This window comes from Micromonospora sp. NPDC023966 (assembly GCF_040639095.1).
Taxonomy (GTDB): domain Bacteria; phylum Actinomycetota; class Actinomycetes; order Mycobacteriales; family Micromonosporaceae; genus Micromonospora.
In genome coordinates, this window is the sequence record NZ_JBEZZJ010000024.1 from 56,795 (window position 1) to 75,459 (window position 18,665).

19 protein-coding genes are annotated in these 18,665 nt (G+C 73.5%); 17 read left to right on the forward strand and 2 right to left on the reverse strand.

Annotated features, from left to right (window positions below):
- Window positions 1–4: 4 nt before the first annotated feature.
- From infC to AB0F68_RS25360, 17 genes are all read left to right on the forward strand, one after another.
- Window positions 5–655, forward strand: coding sequence for a translation initiation factor IF-3 (gene infC / locus AB0F68_RS25280; RefSeq protein ID WP_357342532.1), 651 nt, complete (start codon window positions 5–7; stop codon window positions 653–655).
- A gap of 19 nt (window positions 656–674) precedes the next feature.
- Window positions 675–869 (forward strand): 50S ribosomal protein L35, encoded by a 195-nt coding sequence (gene rpmI / locus AB0F68_RS25285; protein WP_132265097.1) that lies wholly within the window; start codon window positions 675–677, stop codon window positions 867–869.
- A 32-nt stretch (window positions 870–901) separates the two neighbouring features.
- Window positions 902–1,294, forward strand: coding sequence for a 50S ribosomal protein L20 (rplT, locus tag AB0F68_RS25290; protein ID WP_091263835.1), 393 nt, complete (start codon window positions 902–904; stop codon window positions 1,292–1,294).
- 32 nt (window positions 1,295–1,326) lie between these two features.
- Window positions 1,327–2,211 (forward strand): RNA methyltransferase, encoded by an 885-nt coding sequence (locus tag AB0F68_RS25295; RefSeq protein WP_357342534.1) that lies wholly within the window; start codon window positions 1,327–1,329, stop codon window positions 2,209–2,211.
- Window positions 2,212–2,381: 170 nt separating this feature from the next.
- Window positions 2,382–3,455: a phenylalanine--tRNA ligase subunit alpha gene (gene pheS / locus AB0F68_RS25300; protein ID WP_357342536.1), complete on the forward strand. Its 1,074-nt coding sequence runs from the start codon at window positions 2,382–2,384 to the stop codon at window positions 3,453–3,455.
- Between the two features lie 40 nt (window positions 3,456–3,495).
- Window positions 3,496–6,045, forward strand: coding sequence for a phenylalanine--tRNA ligase subunit beta (gene pheT, locus AB0F68_RS25305; protein ID WP_357342538.1), 2,550 nt, complete (start codon window positions 3,496–3,498; stop codon window positions 6,043–6,045).
- Between the two features lie 160 nt (window positions 6,046–6,205).
- Window positions 6,206–7,207: an N-acetyl-gamma-glutamyl-phosphate reductase gene (argC, locus tag AB0F68_RS25310; protein ID WP_357342540.1), complete on the forward strand. Its 1,002-nt coding sequence runs from the start codon at window positions 6,206–6,208 to the stop codon at window positions 7,205–7,207.
- Window positions 7,204–8,376 carry a bifunctional glutamate N-acetyltransferase/amino-acid acetyltransferase ArgJ gene (argJ, locus tag AB0F68_RS25315; protein WP_357342541.1) on the forward strand — a complete coding sequence of 391 codons (1,173 nt, stop codon included), beginning with the start codon at window positions 7,204–7,206 and terminating at the stop codon, window positions 8,374–8,376. Before argC ends, argJ begins: the two co-directional genes overlap by 4 nt.
- 58 nt (window positions 8,377–8,434) lie before the next feature.
- The gene (gene argB / locus AB0F68_RS25320; RefSeq protein WP_357342543.1) at window positions 8,435–9,322 is read left to right on the forward strand and encodes an acetylglutamate kinase; all 888 of its coding nucleotides are present in this window, start codon (window positions 8,435–8,437) and stop codon (window positions 9,320–9,322) included.
- Entirely contained in the window at window positions 9,319–10,515 is a 1,197-nt protein-coding gene (locus AB0F68_RS25325; protein WP_357342545.1) for an acetylornithine transaminase, read from the forward strand. Before argB ends, AB0F68_RS25325 begins: the two co-directional genes overlap by 4 nt.
- Window positions 10,512–11,489 (forward strand): ornithine carbamoyltransferase, encoded by a 978-nt coding sequence (argF, locus tag AB0F68_RS25330; RefSeq protein ID WP_357342546.1) that lies wholly within the window; start codon window positions 10,512–10,514, stop codon window positions 11,487–11,489. The genes AB0F68_RS25325 and argF overlap by 4 nt, the downstream gene beginning before the upstream one ends.
- A complete protein-coding gene (locus AB0F68_RS25335; protein WP_357342548.1) occupies window positions 11,486–12,001 on the forward strand; it encodes an arginine repressor in 516 nt (171 codons plus the stop codon). Before argF ends, AB0F68_RS25335 begins: the two co-directional genes overlap by 4 nt.
- Window positions 11,998–13,203 (forward strand): argininosuccinate synthase, encoded by a 1,206-nt coding sequence (locus AB0F68_RS25340; RefSeq protein WP_357342551.1) that lies wholly within the window; start codon window positions 11,998–12,000, stop codon window positions 13,201–13,203. The genes AB0F68_RS25335 and AB0F68_RS25340 overlap by 4 nt, the downstream gene beginning before the upstream one ends.
- Window positions 13,204–13,282: 79 nt before the next feature.
- The gene (argH, locus tag AB0F68_RS25345) at window positions 13,283–14,746 is read left to right on the forward strand and encodes an argininosuccinate lyase (protein ID WP_357342610.1); all 1,464 of its coding nucleotides are present in this window, start codon (window positions 13,283–13,285) and stop codon (window positions 14,744–14,746) included.
- A 203-nt stretch (window positions 14,747–14,949) separates the two neighbouring features.
- Complete coding sequence (locus AB0F68_RS25350; RefSeq protein WP_357342553.1) at window positions 14,950–15,759, forward strand: SDR family oxidoreductase; 810 nt, start codon at window positions 14,950–14,952, stop codon at window positions 15,757–15,759.
- Window positions 15,760–15,870: 111 nt separating this feature from the next.
- Window positions 15,871–16,971 (forward strand): glycoside hydrolase family 15 protein, encoded by a 1,101-nt coding sequence (locus AB0F68_RS25355; protein WP_357342555.1) that lies wholly within the window; start codon window positions 15,871–15,873, stop codon window positions 16,969–16,971.
- Window positions 16,919–17,635, forward strand: coding sequence for a glycoside hydrolase family 15 protein (locus AB0F68_RS25360; RefSeq protein WP_357342557.1), 717 nt, complete (start codon window positions 16,919–16,921; stop codon window positions 17,633–17,635). Before AB0F68_RS25355 ends, AB0F68_RS25360 begins: the two co-directional genes overlap by 53 nt.
- Before the next feature lie 58 nt (window positions 17,636–17,693).
- Here AB0F68_RS25360 and AB0F68_RS25365 read toward each other — a convergent pair whose 3' ends face one another.
- Both AB0F68_RS25365 and AB0F68_RS25370 read right to left on the reverse strand, forming a co-directional pair.
- On the reverse strand, window positions 17,694–18,047 hold the full coding sequence (locus AB0F68_RS25365) for an MmcQ/YjbR family DNA-binding protein (RefSeq protein ID WP_357342559.1): 354 nt from the start codon (window positions 18,045–18,047) through the stop codon (window positions 17,694–17,696).
- Window positions 18,048–18,110: 63 nt separating this feature from the next.
- Window positions 18,111–18,545: a DNA-binding protein gene (locus AB0F68_RS25370; RefSeq protein ID WP_357342561.1), complete on the reverse strand. Its 435-nt coding sequence runs from the start codon at window positions 18,543–18,545 to the stop codon at window positions 18,111–18,113.
- Window positions 18,546–18,665: the final 120 nt, after the last annotated feature.

The following is an 18,665-nucleotide window of genomic DNA, read 5'->3' on the forward strand; positions in this document are numbered from 1 at the left end:
ACGCGTGAACGAGCAGATCCGGGCACGTGAGGTCCGACTGGTCGGCCCTGAGGGTGAGCAGGTGGGCATCGTCCCGCTGGAGCGCGCCCTGCAGCTGGCCGCGGACGTCGACCTGGACCTGGTCGAGGTTGCGCCGATGGCGCGCCCGCCGGTGTGCAAGCTCATGGACTTCGGCAAGTTCAAGTACGAGAGCGCACTGAAGGCGCGCGAAGCGCGGCGTAACCAGCAGCAGACCGTCATCAAGGAGATGAAGCTCCGGCCGAAGATCGACCCGCACGACTACGAGACCAAGAAGGGTCACGTGGTGCGGTTCCTCAAGGCGGGCGACAAGGTCAAGGTGACGATCATGTTCCGCGGTCGCGAGCAGAGCCGCCCGGAGCTGGGTTACCGGCTCCTGCGCCGGCTCGAGTCCGAGATCACGGACCTGGGTTACGTCGAGGCCGCGCCGAAGCAGGACGGCCGAAACATGATCATGGTGCTCGCTCCGCACCGGGCCGTGAAGGCCTCCGCGGTCGCCGCGACGGCGTCCCGCGGTGGACCCCGGGACCGGGCCGCGGAGGAGTCCGCCGCCCCGGCAGGTGGCGAGACCCCGGAGGCCGGCGAGACCGCAACAGCCGGTGAGACCGGCCCGACCGCTGACACCAGCGGCCAGTAACAGGGAGAAGACGTTCCACATGCCGAAGATGAAGAGCCACACGGGGATGGGCAAGCGGGTCAAGGTGACCGGCAAGGGCAAGATCGTTGCCCAGCAGGCCGGCCTCCGCCACAACCTGGAGAAGAAGGCCTCCACCCGGACCCGCCGGCTGACCGGCACCGTCGAGCTGGTCAAGGCTGACGTCAAGCGAATCAAGAAGCTGCTCGGCCGCTGACGCGCGCCACCTGAACCGATAGAGGAGTTGAGATGGCACGCGTCAAGCGGGCTGTGAACGCCCAGAAGAAGCGTCGTACCCTGCTGGAGACCGCGAGCGGTTACCGCGGTCAGCGCTCCCGGCTCTACCGCAAGGCCAAGGAGCAGGTGCTGCACTCGATGCAGTACTCCTACCGGGACCGTCGTGACCGCAAGGGCGACTTCCGGCAGCTCTGGATCCAGCGGATCAACGCCGGCGCCCGGGCCAACGGCCTGACCTACAACCGGCTGATCCAGGGCCTGCGCCTGGCCGGCATCGAGGTCGACCGCAAGATCCTGGCCGACCTGGCCGTCAACGACGCCGCGGCGTTCGCCGCGATCGTCGAGCTGGCCCGCGCCGCCGTGGCGGCCGAAGGCACCGGTGGCGCCGCGGCCCAGGCCGCCTGACCCACCCGTACCAGCAGATCGAGGCGTCTCCCATGCAGTCACCATCGCGCGGGAGGCGCCTCGACGCTGTTCCCGGTCCGTTCACCCCGCGTACCCCGCGGGTGGTCGCCGCCCGCCGGCTCCAGCGCCGGCGGGACCGGGAGACCACCGGCCGGTTCCTGGCCGAGGGGCCGCAGGCCGTCCGCGAGGCGCTCGCCCGCGCCGGCACCGTGGTCGAGCTGTTCGGCACCCCGGCCGCCCTGGACCGGTACGCCGACCTCGCCGCGCTCGCGGCCCGGGCCGACGTGCCGGTCTCCGAGGTCACCGACGAGGCGCTCGCCGCGCTCGCCGAGACCGTCGCCCCGCAGGGCCTGGTCGCGGTCTGCCGGCACCTCGACGTACCCCTGGACGCCGCCCTGGCGCGCGGGCCCCGCCTGGTCGCGGTGCTCGCCGAGATCCGCGACCCCGGCAACGCCGGTACCGTGCTGCGCACCGCCGACGCGGCCGGCGCCGGCGCGGTGATCTTCGCGGGCGACGCCGTCGACCCCTACAACGGCAAGTGCGTGCGGGCCTCCGCCGGCAGCCTGTTCCACGTCGACGTGGTCCGCGCCACCGAGCCGGTCGCCGTGGTCGCCGCGCTGCGCTCCGCCGGCCTCACCGTCCTGGCCACGACCGGGTACGGCGACAGCGACCTCGACGACCTGGCCGACGCCGGCCGGCTCGCCGCCCCGACCGCCTGGCTCTTCGGTTCCGAGGCGCACGGGCTGCCCGAGGAGTTGACCGCCGTGGCCGACGCCCGGGTCCGGGTGCCGCTGCACGGGCGCGCCGAGAGCCTGAACCTGGCTGCGGCCGCGGCCGTCTGCCTGTACGCTTCAGCGAGAGCGCTGCGCCGACCCGCGGGTCCGCGCGGCCACACAGCAGGGGAGTCAGCCGAATGATGAACGCGCCACGGCGTTCGTTTAGCCAGCCCGCCGGTGTCGGCGGGCGGCGGGCCTGACCCTTCCTCCTGCTCGACTCCCACCGGCGGGCTGCGGCGAAGCCGCGCGTCCGTAGACTCGCCTAGCCGCCCGTGAGGGCCGGCGCCGCCGTGAGGGAGTGCCCGTACGCCATGAGCTACCGCAACGATCCGTACGACCCGAAGCAGGTCGCCCTGCTCGACCCGGACGCCCTGGCCGCGGCCGTGGCCGACGCCGAGAAGGCGTTCGCCGCCGCCGCCGACCCGGACGCGCTGACCGCGCTGCGCCCCGCGCACCTCGGGGACCGGTCCCCGGTGTCGCTGGCGCGCCGGGAGATCGGCGCGCTGCCGCCGGCCGCGAAGTCCGACGCCGGCAAGCGGGTCAACGAGGCCCGCCGCGCCATCGAGACCGCGTACGCGGCCCGGCAGGAGATCCTGGAGCGCGAGCAGGCCGAGCGGGTGCTGGTCGAGGAGCGGGTCGACGTGACCCTGCCCTACGACCGGCGGCCGCGTGGCGCCCGCCACCCGTTGAGCACCCTGATGGAGCAGATCAGCGACCTGTTCATCGGGATGGGCTACGAGGTGGCCGAGGGCCCCGAGGTCGAGCTGGAGTGGACCAACTTCGACGCGCTGAACATCCCCGCCGACCACCCGGCGCGCGGCCTCATGGACACCTTCCACATCGCCCCCTCCGCGGGCGCGGAGAGTTCGGGCCTGGTGCTGCGCACCCACACCTCGCCGGTGCAGGCGCGCACCATGCTGACCCGCAAGCCGCCGATCTACGTGGTGGTGCCCGGCCGGGTCTACCGCACCGACGAGCTGGACGCCACCCACGCCCCGGTCTTCCACCAGGTCGAGGGCCTGGTGGTCGACAAGGGCATCACCATGGCGCACCTGCGCGGCACGCTGGACCACTTCGCCCGGGCCATGTTCGGCGAGGGCGCGAAGACCCGGTTCCGGCCGCACTACTTCCCGTTCACCGAGCCGTCCGCCGAGTTCGACGTCTGGTTCCCGGAGCACCGGGACGGTCCGCAGTGGGTCGAGTGGGGCGGCTGCGGCATGGTGAACCCGCGGGTGCTGCGCGCCTGCGGCATCGACCCGGAGGTCTACTCCGGATTCGCCTTCGGCATGGGCATCGACCGGACCGTGATGTTCCGGCACGGGGTCAGCGACATGCGGGACATGGCCGAGGGCGACGTGCGGTTCACCCGCGCGTTCGGGGTCTGACGGTGCGGGCACGAGTTACGGAGACGGTGGTTTAACAGTCATGCGAGTTTCTGTCAGTTGGCTGCGGGAGTACGTCGACCTCCCGGCCGACCTGCCCACCGGTGACCTGGAGCAGGCGCTGGTCGACCTCGGCATCGAGGTCGACTCCGTGGTGGACCTGCGGGAGACCGTCACCGGCCCGCTGGTGGTCGGTGAGGTGCTGGAGATCGAGGAGCTGACCGGCTTCAAGAAGCCGATCCGCTTCTGCAAGGTGGACGTCGGTGCCGCCAACGGCACCGGCGAGCCGCAGGAGATCGTCTGCGGGGCGCGCAACTTCGCCCAGGGCGACCGGGTCGTGGTGATCCTCCCCGGCGGCGTGCTGCCCGGCCACTTCCACATCGGTGCGCGCAAGACGTACGGGCGCACCTCCGCCGGCATGATCACCTCCGCGAAGGAGTTGGGCCTGGGCGACGACCACGCGGGCATCATCGTGCTGCCCGAGGACACCCCGGCCAAGCCGGGCGACGACGCCCGCCCGGTGGTCGGCCTCGACGACGTCGTGGTCGAGCTGGAGATCACCCCGGACCGCGGGTACGCGCTCAGCGTCCGGGGTCTCGCCCGCGAGCTGTCCCACGCCCTCGGGGTGCCGTTCCACGACCCCGCCGACCTCCCGGCCCCGGGCGCGACCGCCGAGCCGGCGTACCCGGTCGAGGTCCGCGACATCGTCGGCTGCGACCGGTTCGCCGCCCGGATGGTCCGCGGCGTCGACCCGACCGCGCAGACCCCCGGCTGGCTGTCCAGGCGGCTCACCGTGGCCGGCGTCCGCAGCATCTCGCTGCCGGTCGACATCACCAACTACCTGATGCTCGAACTCGGCCAGCCGATGCACGCCTTCGACGCCGACCGGATCAGCGGCCCGCTGGTGGTCCGCCGGGCCGAGCCGGGGGAGAAGCTGACCACCCTGGACGGGGTCACCCGCACGCTGGTCGCCGAGGACATGGTGATCTGCGACGACACCGGGCCGATCTCGCTCGCCGCGGTGATGGGCGGCGAGACCAGCGAGGTCGTCGCCTCCACCACGAACGTGCTCTTCGAGGCGGCGCACTGGGACCCGGCCATGGTCGGCCGCACCGCCCGGCGGCACAAGCTGTTCAGCGAGGCGGCCAAGCGCTGGGAGCGGGGCGTCGACCCGGCGCTCCCGCTGGTGGCGCTGGAGAAGGCGGTCCGGCTGCTCAGCGAGCACGCCGGTGGCACCGTCGGCGCCGAGATCCTCGACCTCGACCACGTCCGGCCGCGTACCCCGGTGGCCCTGCCGGTGGACCTGCCGTCGCGCCGGGTCGGCGTGGCGTACCCGCCGGAGCGGGTGGTGGAGCTGCTGGAGCAGGTCGGCTGCACGGTCACCCGGGGCGCCGACCGGCTCGGCGAGGACCCGGGCGAGACCGGCGTGGCCGCCGCGGCGGGCAGCGAGGTGCTGAGCGTGATGCCGCCGACCTGGCGGCCCGACCTCACCGACCCGGCCGATCTGGTCGAGGAGGTGGTCCGCCTCGACGGCTACGACCGGGTGCCGTCGGTGCTGCCCACCGCGCCTCCCGGCCGCGGCCTGACCGGGCAGCAGCAGCGTCGCCGGGCGGTCGCCCGGTCGCTCGCCGAGCGCGGGTACGTCGAGGTCCTGGCGCACCCGTTCGTCTCCGCGGAGCTGGTCGACCAGCTCGGCCTGCCGGCCGACGACCCGCGCCGCCCCGCGGTGCGGGTGGCCAACCCGCTGTCCGAGGAGGAGCCGCTGCTGCGCACCACGCTGCTCGGCCCGCTGCTCGGCATCCTCAAGCGCAACGTCGGCCGGGGCCAGCGGGACGTGGCGATCTACGAGATCGGCGTGGTGTTCCACCCGCGTCCGGGCGCCGGCGCCCCGCCGGCCATGGGTGTGGACCGGCGCCCGACCGACGAGGAGTTCGCCCGCGCCGACGCGGTGGTGCCGGACCAGCCGCGGCACGTCGCCGTGGCGCTCACCGGCGAGATGGAGCCGACCGGCTGGTGGGGCGCGGGCCGCGCGGCCGGCTGGGCGGACGCCGTCGAGGCCGGCCGGACCGTGCTGGCCGCCGCCGGCCTCCCGGCCGACCGGGTCACCGTCCGGGCCGCCGAGCGGGCCCCCTGGCACCCCGGCCGCTGCGCCGAGCTGCTGGTGGACGACACGGTGGTCGGGTACGCCGGTGAGCTGCACCCGAACGTGGTGGCGACGCTGGAGCTGCCCCGGCGGACCAGCGTCATGGAGCTGAACCTGGAGGCGCTGCCCGCCGCGCCGGTGGTGGCCGGCCCGGCCGTCTCCACCTTCCCGCCCGCGCTGATCGACGTGGCGCTGGTGGTGGACGAGTCGGTCCCGGCCGCCGAGGTGGAGCGGGCCCTCGTCGAGGGGGCCGGCCCGCTGCTGGAGGACGTCCGGCTCTTCGACGTGTACGCGTCCGAGCAGCTCGGCGCGGGCCGCCGGTCGCTGGCGTACAAGCTGACGTTCCGGGCCCCGGACCGGACCCTCGCGGGCGAGGAGGCGGTGGCCGCCCGGGACGCGGCGGTGGCCGAGGCCGCCCGCCGCTTCGGCGCCACGCTGCGCGGCGCCTGACGAACGCCGGTTACGACGGCCCTGCGGGTTCACCCGCAGGGCCGTCGCCGTCTGTCGAGGGTTTCCCACCCCCTGCGCAGTTTCATGCATCACGCCGTATGAACTTGCAGGGGCGGATCATCGCTGCTAGCCTTCGTTGCATAGTCATGCGGAGGTGAGTATGGGCATCCGAGTCGCGGTCGCCGGGGCGAGCGGGTACGCCGGCGGCGAGCTGCTCCGGCTGCTCGCCGGCCACCCCGAGTTCGACCTGGTCGCCGCCACCGCCCACGCCTCGGCCGGCCGGCCCGTCGCCGCCGTACACCCGCAGCTCGCCGGGCTGGACCTGGCCTTCGGGGCGACCGACCCGACCGCCCTGGCCGACGCGGACCTGGTCTTCCTGGCCCTGCCGCACGGCCAGTCGGCGGCCCTGGCCGCGGCCCTGCCCGGCTCGGTCAAGGTGGTGGACCTCGGCGCCGACCACCGGCTGCGCGACGCCGACGCCTGGGACCGCTACTACGGCGGCGACCACGCCGGCGCCTGGACCTACGGCCTGCCCGAGCTGCCCGGCCAGCGAGCCGCCATCGCCGCGGCCGACCGGGTGGCCAGCACCGGCTGCTACGCGGTCGCCACCACCCTGGCGCTCGCCCCGCTGATCGCCGCCGGCGCGGTCTTCCCCGCCGACGTGGTGGTGGTCGCCGCCTCCGGCACCTCCGGCGCCGGCCGGGCCGCCAAGCCCCACCTGCTCGGCAGCGAGGTGATGGGCGACCTGTCGCCCTACAAGGTCGGCGCCCACCAGCACGTGCCGGAGATCAAGCAGACCACCGGCGCGACCAGCCTCTCCTTCACCCCGGTCCTGGCACCCATGCCGCGGGGCATCCTGGCCACCGTCACCGCCGTCCCCACCGGCGACGCCGACCCGCGCGAGGTGCTGGCCGGGGCGTACGCCGACGAGCCCTTCGTGCACCTGCTGCCCGAGGGGGCGTGGCCGCACACCGCCGCCACGGCCGGCGGCAACTCCTGCCACCTCCAGGCCACCGTCGACGCCGACTCCGGCCGGGTGATCGTGGTCAGCGCCATCGACAACCTGGGCAAGGGCGCGGCCGGCCAGGCCGTGCAGAACGCCAACCTGATGTTCGACCTCCCCGAGACCACCGGCCTGTCGACCTTCGGAGTCGCGCCATGACAGTCACCACCCCCCGGGGCTTCCGCGCCGCCGGCGTGGCCGCCGGCCTCAAGGCCAGCGGCGCCGGCGACGTCGCCCTCGTCGTCAACGACGGACCCGACGCCGGGGTCGCCGGCGTCTTCACCGCCAACCGGGTCAAGGCCGCCCCGGTGCTCTGGACCCAGCAGGTCGTCCGTGGCGGCGTGGTCCGCGCCGTGGTCCTCAACTCCGGCGGCGCCAACGCATGCACCGGCCCGGCCGGCTTCCAGGACACTCACGCCACCGCCGAGCACACCGCCGCCGCGCTCACCGCCAGCAGCCCCCGGCTCATGGTCGGCGCCGGCGAGGTGGCGGTCTGCTCCACCGGCCTGATCGGCGAGCGCCTGCCCATGGAGAAGCTGCTCCCGGGCGTCCGCGGCGCGGTGCGCGGCCTGTCCCGCGACGGCGGTCACCCGGCCGCCGAGGCGATCATGACCACCGACACCCGGCCCAAGACCACCGTGGCCCGGGGGAGCGGCTGGACCGTCGGCGGCATGGCCAAGGGCGCCGGGATGCTCGCCCCGGCCATGGCCACCATGCTCTGCGTGCTCACCACCGACGCGGTGGCCGGGCCGGAGATCCTGGACGCCGCGCTGCGGGCCGCCACCCGGGTCACCTTCGACCGGGTCGACTCCGACGGCTGCATGTCCACCAACGACACCGTGCTGCTGCTGGCCAGCGGCGCGTCCGGCATCGAGCCGACCGAGGCGGAGCTGACCGCGGCGGTCACCGCCGCCTGCCACGACCTGGCCCAGCAGCTGATCGCCGACGCCGAGGGCGCCACCAAGCAGATCGCCATCGACGTGGTCGGCGCGGCCGACGAGGACGACGCGGTCGAGGTGGGCCGCTCGGTGGCCCGGAACAACCTGGTCAAGACCGCCTTGTTCGGCAACGACCCGAACTGGGGGCGGATCCTCGCCGCCGTCGGCACCACCGCCGCCGCCTTCGAGCCGGACGGCGTGGACGTCGCGGTCAACGGGATCTGGGTGTGCCGGGGCGGCGCCGCCGCCGAGGACCGGGCCAAGGTCGACCTCACCGGGCGGGACGTCACCATCCGGATCGACCTGCACGCCGGCGACGCGGCGGCGACGATCTGGACCAACGACCTGTCGCACGCGTACGTGCACGAGAACTCGGCGTACTCGTCGTGAGCGCGAGGAACGCAGCGGAGCGGGGTCCCGCAGTCGCGAACGGAAAGCGGGCGCGGTCATGAGCCTCACCGCCGATCTCACCCGGGCCCAGGTCAAGGCCGAGACGCTGATCGAGGCCCTGCCCTGGCTGGCCCGCTTCTCCGGCGCCACCGTCGTGCTCAAGTACGGCGGCAACGCCATGGTCGACCCCGACCTTCAGCGGGCGTTCGCCGCGGACATGGTCTTCCTCCGGTACGCCGGCCTCAAGCCGGTCGTCGTGCACGGCGGCGGTCCGCAGATCTCCGCCATGCTCGGCCGGCTCGGCATCGCCAGCGAGTTCAAGGGCGGCCTGCGGGTCACCACCCCCGAGGCCATGGACGTCGTCCGGATGGTCCTCGTCGGGCAGGTCGGCCGCGAGCTGGTCGGGTTGATCAACGCGTACGGCCCGTTCGCCGTCGGCCTCTCCGGCGAGGACGCCGGCCTGTTCACCGCGGTGCGCCGCCCGGCGTACGTGGACGGGGAGCCGGTCGACGTCGGGCAGGTGGGCGACGTGGAGTCGGTGGACGTCTCCGCGGTGGCCGACCTCATCGCGGCCGGCCGGATCCCGGTCATCTCCACGGTCGCGCCGGACGTCGACGGGGTGCTGCACAACCTCAACGCCGACACGGCCGCCGCCGCGCTCGCCATCGCGCTGGAGGCGCGCAAGCTGGTCGTCCTCACCGACGTGTCCGGCCTCTACGCCGACTGGCCCGACACGGCCAGCCTGGTCAGCGAGATCACCACCGACGACCTGGCGAAGCTGCTGCCGTCCCTGGAATCGGGGATGGTCCCCAAGATGGAGGCCTGCCTGCGGGCGGTGCGCGGGGGAGTGCCCGCCGCGCACGTCGTCGACGGCCGGGTCGCCCACTCCACGCTCCTCGAAGTGTTCACCTCGGAAGGATTCGGCACGATGGTGATTTCGTCATGAGCACGCTGGTCGAACGCTGGGGCCAGGCCATGATGGACAACTACGGCACCCCGCCGCTGGCGCTCGTCTCCGGCTCCGGCGCCGTCGTGGTCGACGAGGCCGGCCGGGAGTACGTCGACCTGCTCGGCGGCATCGCCGTCAACGCCCTCGGCCATGCCCACCCGGCCGTGGTGGCCGCCGTGTCCCGGCAGGTCGCCACCCTCGGGCACGTGTCCAACCTGTTCGTCGCCGAGCCGCCGGTGGCACTGGCCGAGCTGCTCCTGGCCCTGGCCGGCCGCCCCGGCCGGGTGTTCCTGGCCAACTCCGGCGCCGAGGCCAACGAGGCGGCGTTCAAGCTCTCCCGGCTCACCGGACGCACCCACGTGGTGGCCACCCACGGCGGCTTCCACGGCCGGACCATGGGCGCCCTGGCGCTGACCGGGCAGCCCGCCAAGGCCGACCCGTTCCGCCCGCTGCCCGGCGAGGTCACCCACGTGCCGTACGGCGACGCGGCCGCCCTGGCCAGGGCGGTCACCGACGCCACCGCCATGGTGATCATCGAGCCGATCCAGGGGGAGAACGGCGTCGTCGTCCCGCCGCCCGGCTACCTGGCCGAGGCCCGCCGGATCACCGCCGCGCACGGCGCGCTGCTGGTGCTCGACGAGGTGCAGACCGGCGTCGGCCGCACCGGGCACTGGTTCGCCCACCAGGCCGAGGGCGTCGAGCCGGACGTGGTCACCCTGGCCAAGGGGCTCGGCGGCGGGCTGCCGCTCGGCGCCTGCCTGGCCTTCGGGCGGGCCGCCGAACTGCTGCGCCCCGGCTCGCACGGGACCACGTTCGGGGGCAACCCGATCAGCTGCGCGGCGGCGCTCGCCGTGGTCGCCACCATCGCCAACGAGGGGCTGCTCGACCACGTCAAGCGGATCGGGGAGCGGCTGCGCCGCGGCGTCGAGGCGCTCGGCCACCCGCTCGTCGCCGGTGTCCGCGGCGCCGGCCTGCTGCTCGGCATCGTGCTCGACGCGCCGGTCTCCGGCGCGCTGGCCGGCGCGCTGCGCGAGGCGGGCTTCCTGGTCAACCCGGTGCAGCCGGGGGTGGTCCGGCTCGCCCCGCCGCTGATCCTCAGCGCCGAGCAGGTCGACGCCTTCCTCGCCGCGCTGCCGGCCGCCCTCGAGGCCGCCGCGCCCGCCCCCACCGCCACGGAGGTCCCCGCATGATCCGCCACTTCCTGCGGGACGACGACCTCTCGCCGGCCGAGCAGGCCACCGTGCTCGACCTGGCCGCCCGGATGAAGGCCGACCGGTTCGCGTTCCAGCCCCTCGCCGGGCCGAAGTCGGTGGCGGTGCTCTTCGACAAGCAGAGCCTGCGCACCCGGATCTCCTTCGACGCCGGCATCGCCGAGCTGGGCGGGCACCCGCTCGTGGTGGACACCCAGGTCACCCACTTCGGCCGGGGCGAGACGCTGGCCGACGCCGGCCGGGTGCTGTCCCGCTACGTCGCCGCGATCGTGCTGCGCACCCACGGCGACGACCGGATCGCCGAGGTCGCCACGCACGCCACCGTGCCGGTGGTCAACGCGCTCACCGACACCTACCACCCCTGCCAGCTCCTCGCCGACCTGCTCACCGTCCGCGAACACTTCGGCGCCACCGCCGGGCATACCCTGGCCTACCTCGGGGACGCCGCGAACAACATGGCGCACTCGTACCTGCTGGCCGGGGCGACCGCCGGGATGCACGTGCGGATCGCCGGCCCGGCCGGTTTCCAGCCGGAGCCCGAGATCGTGGCCCGGGCCGAGAAGATCGCCTCCGGCACCGGCGGCTCGGTCCGGGTGCTCACCGACCCGGTCGAGGCGGTCCGCGCCGCCGACGTGGTCGCCACCGACACCTGGACCTCGATGGGCCAGGAGTCCGACGGCCAGGACCGGATCACCCCCTTCCTGCCGTACCAGGTCAACGACGCGCTGCTCGGCCACGCCGCGGCCGACGTGATCGTGCTGCACTGCCTGCCCGCCCACCGGGGCGAGGAGATCACCGACGAGGTGCTCGACGGGCCGCACAGCGCCGTCTTCGACCAGGCGGAGAATCGCCTGCACGCCCAGAAGGCGCTGCTGACGTTTCTTCTGGAGACATCCGGGAGCGCGAGGAGTGAGCCTGCGAGCCCCGCGGTCGCGACCAAGGAGGCTCGGTGACCGCCCCGCTGACCCGTACCGCCCGGCACGCCCGCATCGTCGAGCTGATCCGCGACCAGGCCGTCCACTCGCAGACCGAGCTGGCCGACCTGCTCGCCGGTGACGGCATCCAGGTCACCCAGGCGACCCTGTCCCGGGACCTCAAGGAGCTCGGGGCGGTCACCGCGCGCGGCGGCGACGGGCGGGGCGTCTACCTGATCCCGGAGGACGGCCACCGGCCGCTGCGGGAGGCCGAGGCCGCACCGGCCCGCCTCGTCCGGCTGCTGCGCGAGCTGCTCAACGGGGTCGACTCCAGCGGCAACATCGCCGTGCTGCGCACCCCGCCGGGCGCAGCCCAGTACCTGGCCAGCGCGTTGGACCGAGCGGGCCTGTCCGAGATCGTCGGCACCATCGCCGGCGACGACACCATCCTCGTCGTGGCCCGCGAGGCCGACGGCGGCGCCGCACTGGGCGACAAGCTCGCCGCGTGGGCCCGCCGGGAAGAGAACGTTGAAGGGAGCACCACACCATGACCGAGCGGGTCGTCCTGGCGTACTCCGGGGGTCTCGACACCTCCGTCGCCATTCCCTACCTGGCCGAGCAGACCGGCGCCGAGGTGATCGCGGTCGCGGTCGACGTCGGCCAGGGCGGCGAGGACCTGAACGCCATCCGGCAGCGCGCGCTGGACTGCGGCGCCGTCGAGTCGGAGGTGGTCGACGCGCGCGACGAGTTCGCCGCCGAGTACTGCCTGCCGGCCATTCGGGCCAACGCCCTTTACATGGACCGCTACCCGCTGGTCTCCGCGCTGTCCCGGCCGCTGATCGTCAAGCACCTGGTGGCCGCGGCGAAGAAGCACGGCGGCACCATCGTGTCGCACGGTTGCACCGGCAAGGGCAACGACCAGGTCCGCTTCGAGGTCGGCCTGAGCGCGCTCGCCCCCGACCTGAAGATCATCGCCCCGGCGCGGGACTTCGCCTGGACCCGGGACAAGGCCATCGCCTTCGCCGAGGAGAAGGGGCTGCCGATCGACGTGTCGGCGAAGTCGCCGTACTCCATCGACCAGAACCTGTGGGGCCGTGCCGTGGAGACCGGCTTCCTGGAGGACATCTGGAACGGCCCGATCGAGGACCTCTACTCCTACACGGCCGACCCGGCCGAACCGCGCGACGCCGACGAGGTGGTCATCACCTTCGACGCCGGCGTGCCGGTCGCCGTCGACGGCGAGACCGTCACCCCGTACCAGGCGATCCTGGAGCTGAACCGGCGCGCCGGCGCACAGGGCGTCGGCCGGCTCGACATGGTCGAGGACCGCCTGGTCGGCATCAAGAGCCGCGAGGTGTACGAGGCCCCGGGCGCGATCGCGCTGATCGCCGCCCACCAGGAGCTGGAGGCGGTCACCGTCGAGCGGGACCTGGCCCGGTTCAAGCGCGGCGTCGACCAGCGCTGGGGCGAGCTGGTCTATGACGGCCTCTGGTTCTCGCCGCTGAAGCAGTCGCTCGACGCGTTCATCGACGACGCCCAGCAGCACGTCTCCGGCGAGGTGCGGCTCACCCTGCACGGGGGCCGGGCCACCGTCACCGGCCGGCGCTCGGAGGCCAGCCTCTACGACTTCGGCATGGCCACCTACGACACCGGCGACACCTTCGACCAGTCGCTCGCCAAGGGCTTCGTGCAGCTGTGGGGCCTGCCCAGCAAGATGGCGGCCGCTCGGGACGCCCGGCTGGGCGGCTCCTGACCGTGAGTGCGAGCGCGAGGAGTGAAGGAGCGGGGCGAGTGAGCCCCGCAGTCGGGAGCGAAAGGTGAGCGCTGCCACAATGGGTGGGGTGGACGACAAGAGCCTGACCGAGAACAGCGCCCCCGCCAACCGGACGAGTCTCTGGGGAGGCCGGTTCGCCGGCGGGCCCGCCGAGGCGCTCGCGCGGCTGTCGGTGAGCGTCCAGTTCGACTGGCGCCTCGCCCCGTACGACATCGCCGGCTCTCGGGCGCACGCCCGGGTGCTGGCCGGCGCCGGCCTGCTCGACCCGGAGGAGCTGGGGAGGATCCTGGCCGCACTGGACGACCTGGAGGCCGCCTGCGCCTCCGGGGCGTTCCGGCCCACGGTCGACGACGAGGACGTGCACACCGCCCTGGAGCGCGGCCTGCTGGAGCGGCTCGGCAGCCTCGGCGGCAAGCTGCGCGCCGGCCGCTCCCGCAACGACCAGGTCGCCACCGACATGCGCCTCTACCTGCGCGACCACGCCCGCGGCGTGGCCGCCCGGCTGGTCGAGCTGGCCGAGGCCCTGGTCGAGCAGGCGGAGCGGCACGTGGAGACCGCCGCGCCCGGCATGACCCATCTCCAGCACGCCCAGCCGGTCACCTTCGGGCACTGGCTGCTCGCCCACGTGCAGCCGCTGCTGCGGGACCTGGAGCGGCTGCGTGACTGGGACCACCGGTGCGCCGTCAGCCCGCTCGGCGCGGGCGCGCTCGCCGGCTCCGGCCTGCCGCTGGACCCGGTGGCGGTGGCCAAGGAACTGGGCTTCCGCACGTCCTTCGCCAACTCGATGGACGCGGTGGCCGACCGGGACTTCGTCGCCGAGTTCCTCTTCGCCACCGCGATGATCGGCGTGCACCTGTCCCGCCTCGGCGAGGAGGTGGTGCTGTGGACGTCGCACGAGTTCGGCTGGGTCGAGCTGGACGACGCGTTCGCCACCGGGTCGTCGATCATGCCGCAGAAGAAGAATGCGGACATCGCCGAGCTGGCCCGGGGCAAGTCCGGCCGTCTGGTCGGCGGCCTGATGAGCGTGCTCACCATGCTCAAGGGCCTGCCGATGACCTACGACCGGGACATGCAGGAGGACAAGGAGCCGGCGTTCGACGCGGTCGACACCCTGGAGCTGCTGCTGCCCGCGCTCGCCGGAATGATCTCCACGATGACCGTCCGGGTCGACCGCCTGGTGGCCGCCGCGCCGGTGGGCTTCTCGCTGGCCACCGAGGTCGCCGACTGGCTGGTCCGCCGGAACGTGCCGTTCCGCGACGCGCACGAGATCACCGGCAAGCTGGTGGCGCTCTGCGTGGCCCGTGACTGCGCCCTGGACGAGGTCTCCGACGAGGACCTGGCCGCGGTCAGCGAGCACCTCGCCCCCTCGGTGCGGGACGTGCTCTCGGTGCGCTCCGCCCTGGCCGCCCGGATCACCCCCGGCTCCACCGGCCCCGCGCCGGTGGCCGACCAGCTCGCCGCCGCCGCGGACAAGCTGGCCGGCTGGCGGGACTGGACCGCCGAGCGGGTGGTGCCCCGCTGACTCACCAGGTCGCCGGCCGACGCCGTCGGATGACGCATGCCCGGGCCCCCAGCATCACGCTGGGGGCCCGGGCCGTCTTTAGCCGGTGCGGCAAGGGGCATGCGCGGCGGGACCTAGGGGGCGACGGGATGGACAGAGTTGTCGAACAGCCCACGCCACCGTTTCCCGGGCAGTCCCAGCCGAGGCCGGGACTGGATGCCCGGATGGATCCGCGGCCGCGCAACCAGGCGAAGGCGCTGCGCGGCTCCGGAAAACTCACCGACTGCGCCGCGCTGATCACCGGAGGGGTCAGCGGCATCGGCGCCGCCGTCGCGATCCTGTTCGGTCGGGAGGGGGCGGACGTGGCCATCGTGTGCCTGCCCGAGGAGCAGGAGGACGCGGACCACGTTCGTGAACTGGTGGGGAAAGAGGGACGGCGCTGCCTGGTGCTGACCGGAGACGTGAAGGACTCCTCGTTCTGCGACTCGGCGGTGGAGCGCACCGCCGCGGAGTTCGGCCGGCTGGACATCCTGGTGAACAACGCCGCCATCCTGTTCCAGTACTCGTCGCTGGCGGACGTTCCGGACGAGGCTCTCGACGAGCTGTTCCGCACCAACGTGTCGGCCTACTTCTACATGGCACGCGCGGCGCTGCCGCACCTGCCCGCGGGCGGCTGCATCGTCAACTGCGGTTCGGTCGCCGGTTTCGAGGGCAACCCGTCGCTCATCGGGTACGCGGAGACCAACGGCGCGATCCACACCTTCACCAAGTCGCTGGCGACGGAACTGATCGGGCGGGGCATCCGGGTGAACTGTGTGGCGCCCGGACCGGTGTGGACGCCGTTGAACGCCGCCAGCCGTAGTCCGGAGCGGCTGGCCGGGTACGGGGACCAGACTGACGGCGTACCGCTGGGCCGGCCCGCGCAGCCCGAGGAGATCGCCCCCGCCTTCCTGTTCTTCGCCAGCAACGCGGACAGCAGCTACGTCACCGGTGAGACGTTGGCCCTGTTCGGTGGCCGGGTCCTCGCCCGTTGAACGAGGTGGCCCAGGGCGCCGGGCGCCAGGTCAGGAGGCGAGCCGATGTTTGACCCGAACCCTCCCTTGCGGCCCGTGCACCGGCCCGACGGCTACCTTCGCCTGGAGGACATGGGTCTGATCGGGGACGGCGCGACCGTGGCGCTCGTCGGCGTCGACGGCTCGATCCCCTGGCTGTGCCTACCCCGCTTCGACGCCGAACCGGTTCTCGCCGGCCTTCTCGACAAGCAGCGCGGCGGGCACTTCACCGTCACCGCCCGGGATCTGCGCGAGGCGCGACAGCACTACCTCCCGGACACCGCCGTCCTGGTCACCGAGCTGCGCACCGCCACCGGCCTGCTCCAGATCACCGATGCGATCGTGGTGCGCCCGGGCGCCGATCTCACCGACGACGCACCGGCCGGACGCGCGGAACTCGTCCGCTCGGCGCGCGTCCTCGACGGCACCGTCCGGCTGGACGTCGACCTGCAACCCCGCGACGGCGGCCAGACCCACGCCGCGTTCCACGGCCTGGAAATTCGACCCTCCCGGCGACCCGACCTGCGACTGCACCTGCGCGCCGATCGCCCGCTGACGAGCCTGCCGGCCACCTTCGACCTGCGGGAAGGCGAACACCTGGATCTGGTGCTCTCCTGGGGCCGGGTCCACCGCCACCACCGCTTCGACGCCGAGGAGATGCTGGCGACGACGGCGGACGCGTGGCGACGCTGGATGGCCCACTTCACCTACAGCGGTCCTCAGGAGCCCCTGGTCCGTCGGTCGGCGATCACTCTCAAGCTGTGCGACGACTGGGTCAACGGCGGCATGGTGGCCGCACCGACGTCCTCGCTGCCCGCACCGATCGGGGGCGTCCGCAACTGGGACTACCGCTACGTGTGGGTCCGCGACGCCGCCTTCACCGTGTTCGCCATGCGCCGCGTCGGATTCCGGAACGAAGCGGACGCGTTCCTCGGATGGGTGCTCGACGCCTTCGAGCGCAGCCGGCAACCACGGATCATGTACACCCTCGACGGCGGCCCGGTGCCCGACGAGATCGAGGACCCCGGGCTGGAGGGCTACCGCGGCTCGGCCCCGGTGCACTGGGGCAACAGCGCGGCCGACCAGCGCCAGCACGACGTCTACGGAGAAGTCCTCGACTGCGCTGACCAATGGGTACGCGGTGGAGGGGGAGCTCCAGCCGGCCCTGTGGGCCCACCTGCGCGGGCTCGCTGACGCCGCTGAGTGGGCGTGGCGGGAACCGGATCAGGGGCTCTGGGAGATCCGGGGCGGCGGCCGGGTGTTCACCTACTCAGCCGGGATGTGCCAGGTGGCGCTGGATCGGGCGGCGGCCCTCGCCGAACAGCTCGGCCTGCCCGGATCGACAGCCCGGTGGCGTGCGGCGGCCGCCGAGCTGACCCGACGTGTCCTCGAGGGGTCCTGGGACGAGGAGGCCCAGACGCTCAGCGCTCATCTCGACGGCGGCGGGGTGCTCGACGCGAGCCTGCTGGCCCTGCCACTGCGGCGGGTGCTACCCGCCACCCATCCCCGGATGGTCGCCACCACTGCCGCTGTCGCCCAACGGCTGTCCGCCGGGGACGGGGTGCTCTACCGCTACCTGCACGAGGACGCGCCGGACGGGATCGCAGGCGACGAGGGCGCCTTCGTGCTGTGCAGCTTCTGGCTGGTCGAGAACCTCGTCCAGCAGGGACGCCTCGAAGAGGCGCACGAGCTGTACGGGTCCTTGTGCGCGAGGACGAGCCCGCTCGGTCTGCTGTCCGAACAGATCGACCCCGCCACGGGCGCCTTCATCGGTAACTTCCCGCAAGCATTCAGTCACATCGGGATCATCGCCAGCGGGGTGAGCCTGGCCCGGGCCACATCCGACGCGACCGCCTGACCCGCAAGCCCGGCCGCGACGTTTCGCAGCGACGGGTCACCACAGTGGCCGGAGCCCGTCAGGCCGTGGGGCGCTCGCGCTTGGGCAGCTTCGCCACCACCGCGTCGTACGACCCGTCGAGCGCCTCGCGCAACTCGTCGTCGGGGATGTCGCCGCCGAGCCGGAGGGTGTTCCAACCCGAGCGGCCGATGTAGGGGGAGGGGCGGGCGTCCTCGGGGAACCGGTGCACCCACTCGTCGGCGGCCTCGCGGGACGGGCCGCACTTGACCCCCACCCGCGCCTCGCCGTCGGCGGACCCGAGGAAGGCGAAGATCCGGCTGCCCACCTTGACCACCTCGTCGCCCTCCCACGGCTGGTCCAGCCAGGCGCCCGGCTTCGCCAGGCAGTAGGACAGCATCTCCTCGCGCGTCATCGCATCCCTCTCGTGCCGGTCACCGGACCAGTCTCACCCGCCGCGGTGACAGTCGGCCGGTGCTCAGTCGCCGGTGCCGGTGCGCACGGTCAGCCGCTCGTAGCGCTGGCGGGCCGCCTGGGCGCTGCCCAGACCCAGCCCGAAGGCGATCGCCTGCCAGGTCATCCCCCGGCCGCGGGCCACCTGCAACAGCCCCGCCTCCAGCGCGTCGACCTCGGCGCGCACGTGCGGGATCAGGGTCAGCGCGGCCATCAGGTCCGCCTGGTCGACCGGCTCCTCGCCCTCCGCCAGCTCCGCGCCGCCAGCGAGCGCCATCACCAGCGTCGCCGCCTCGTAGGCGTCGGGGACGTCGGGGTGCGCGTAGCGCCGGCGGCGAGCGTCGGTGCCGGCGTGCCGCTCGGCGATCCGCAGCAGCGCCGCGTAATTGCGGTGCGCCCGCGCCTGGGCAGCATCCGGAGCGGCGAACGGGTCGTTGTCCAACGTGACCATGTCGTTCATCCCACACCCTTGAACGACCCTTTGTCAACACCCCGTTGAAAGCAATTCGTGCTCACCTCTGGGCGAGGTCGCTCGGGGTTCACGCGTTCACCTGGCCGTGGCCAGGATGTGCCACGGCGC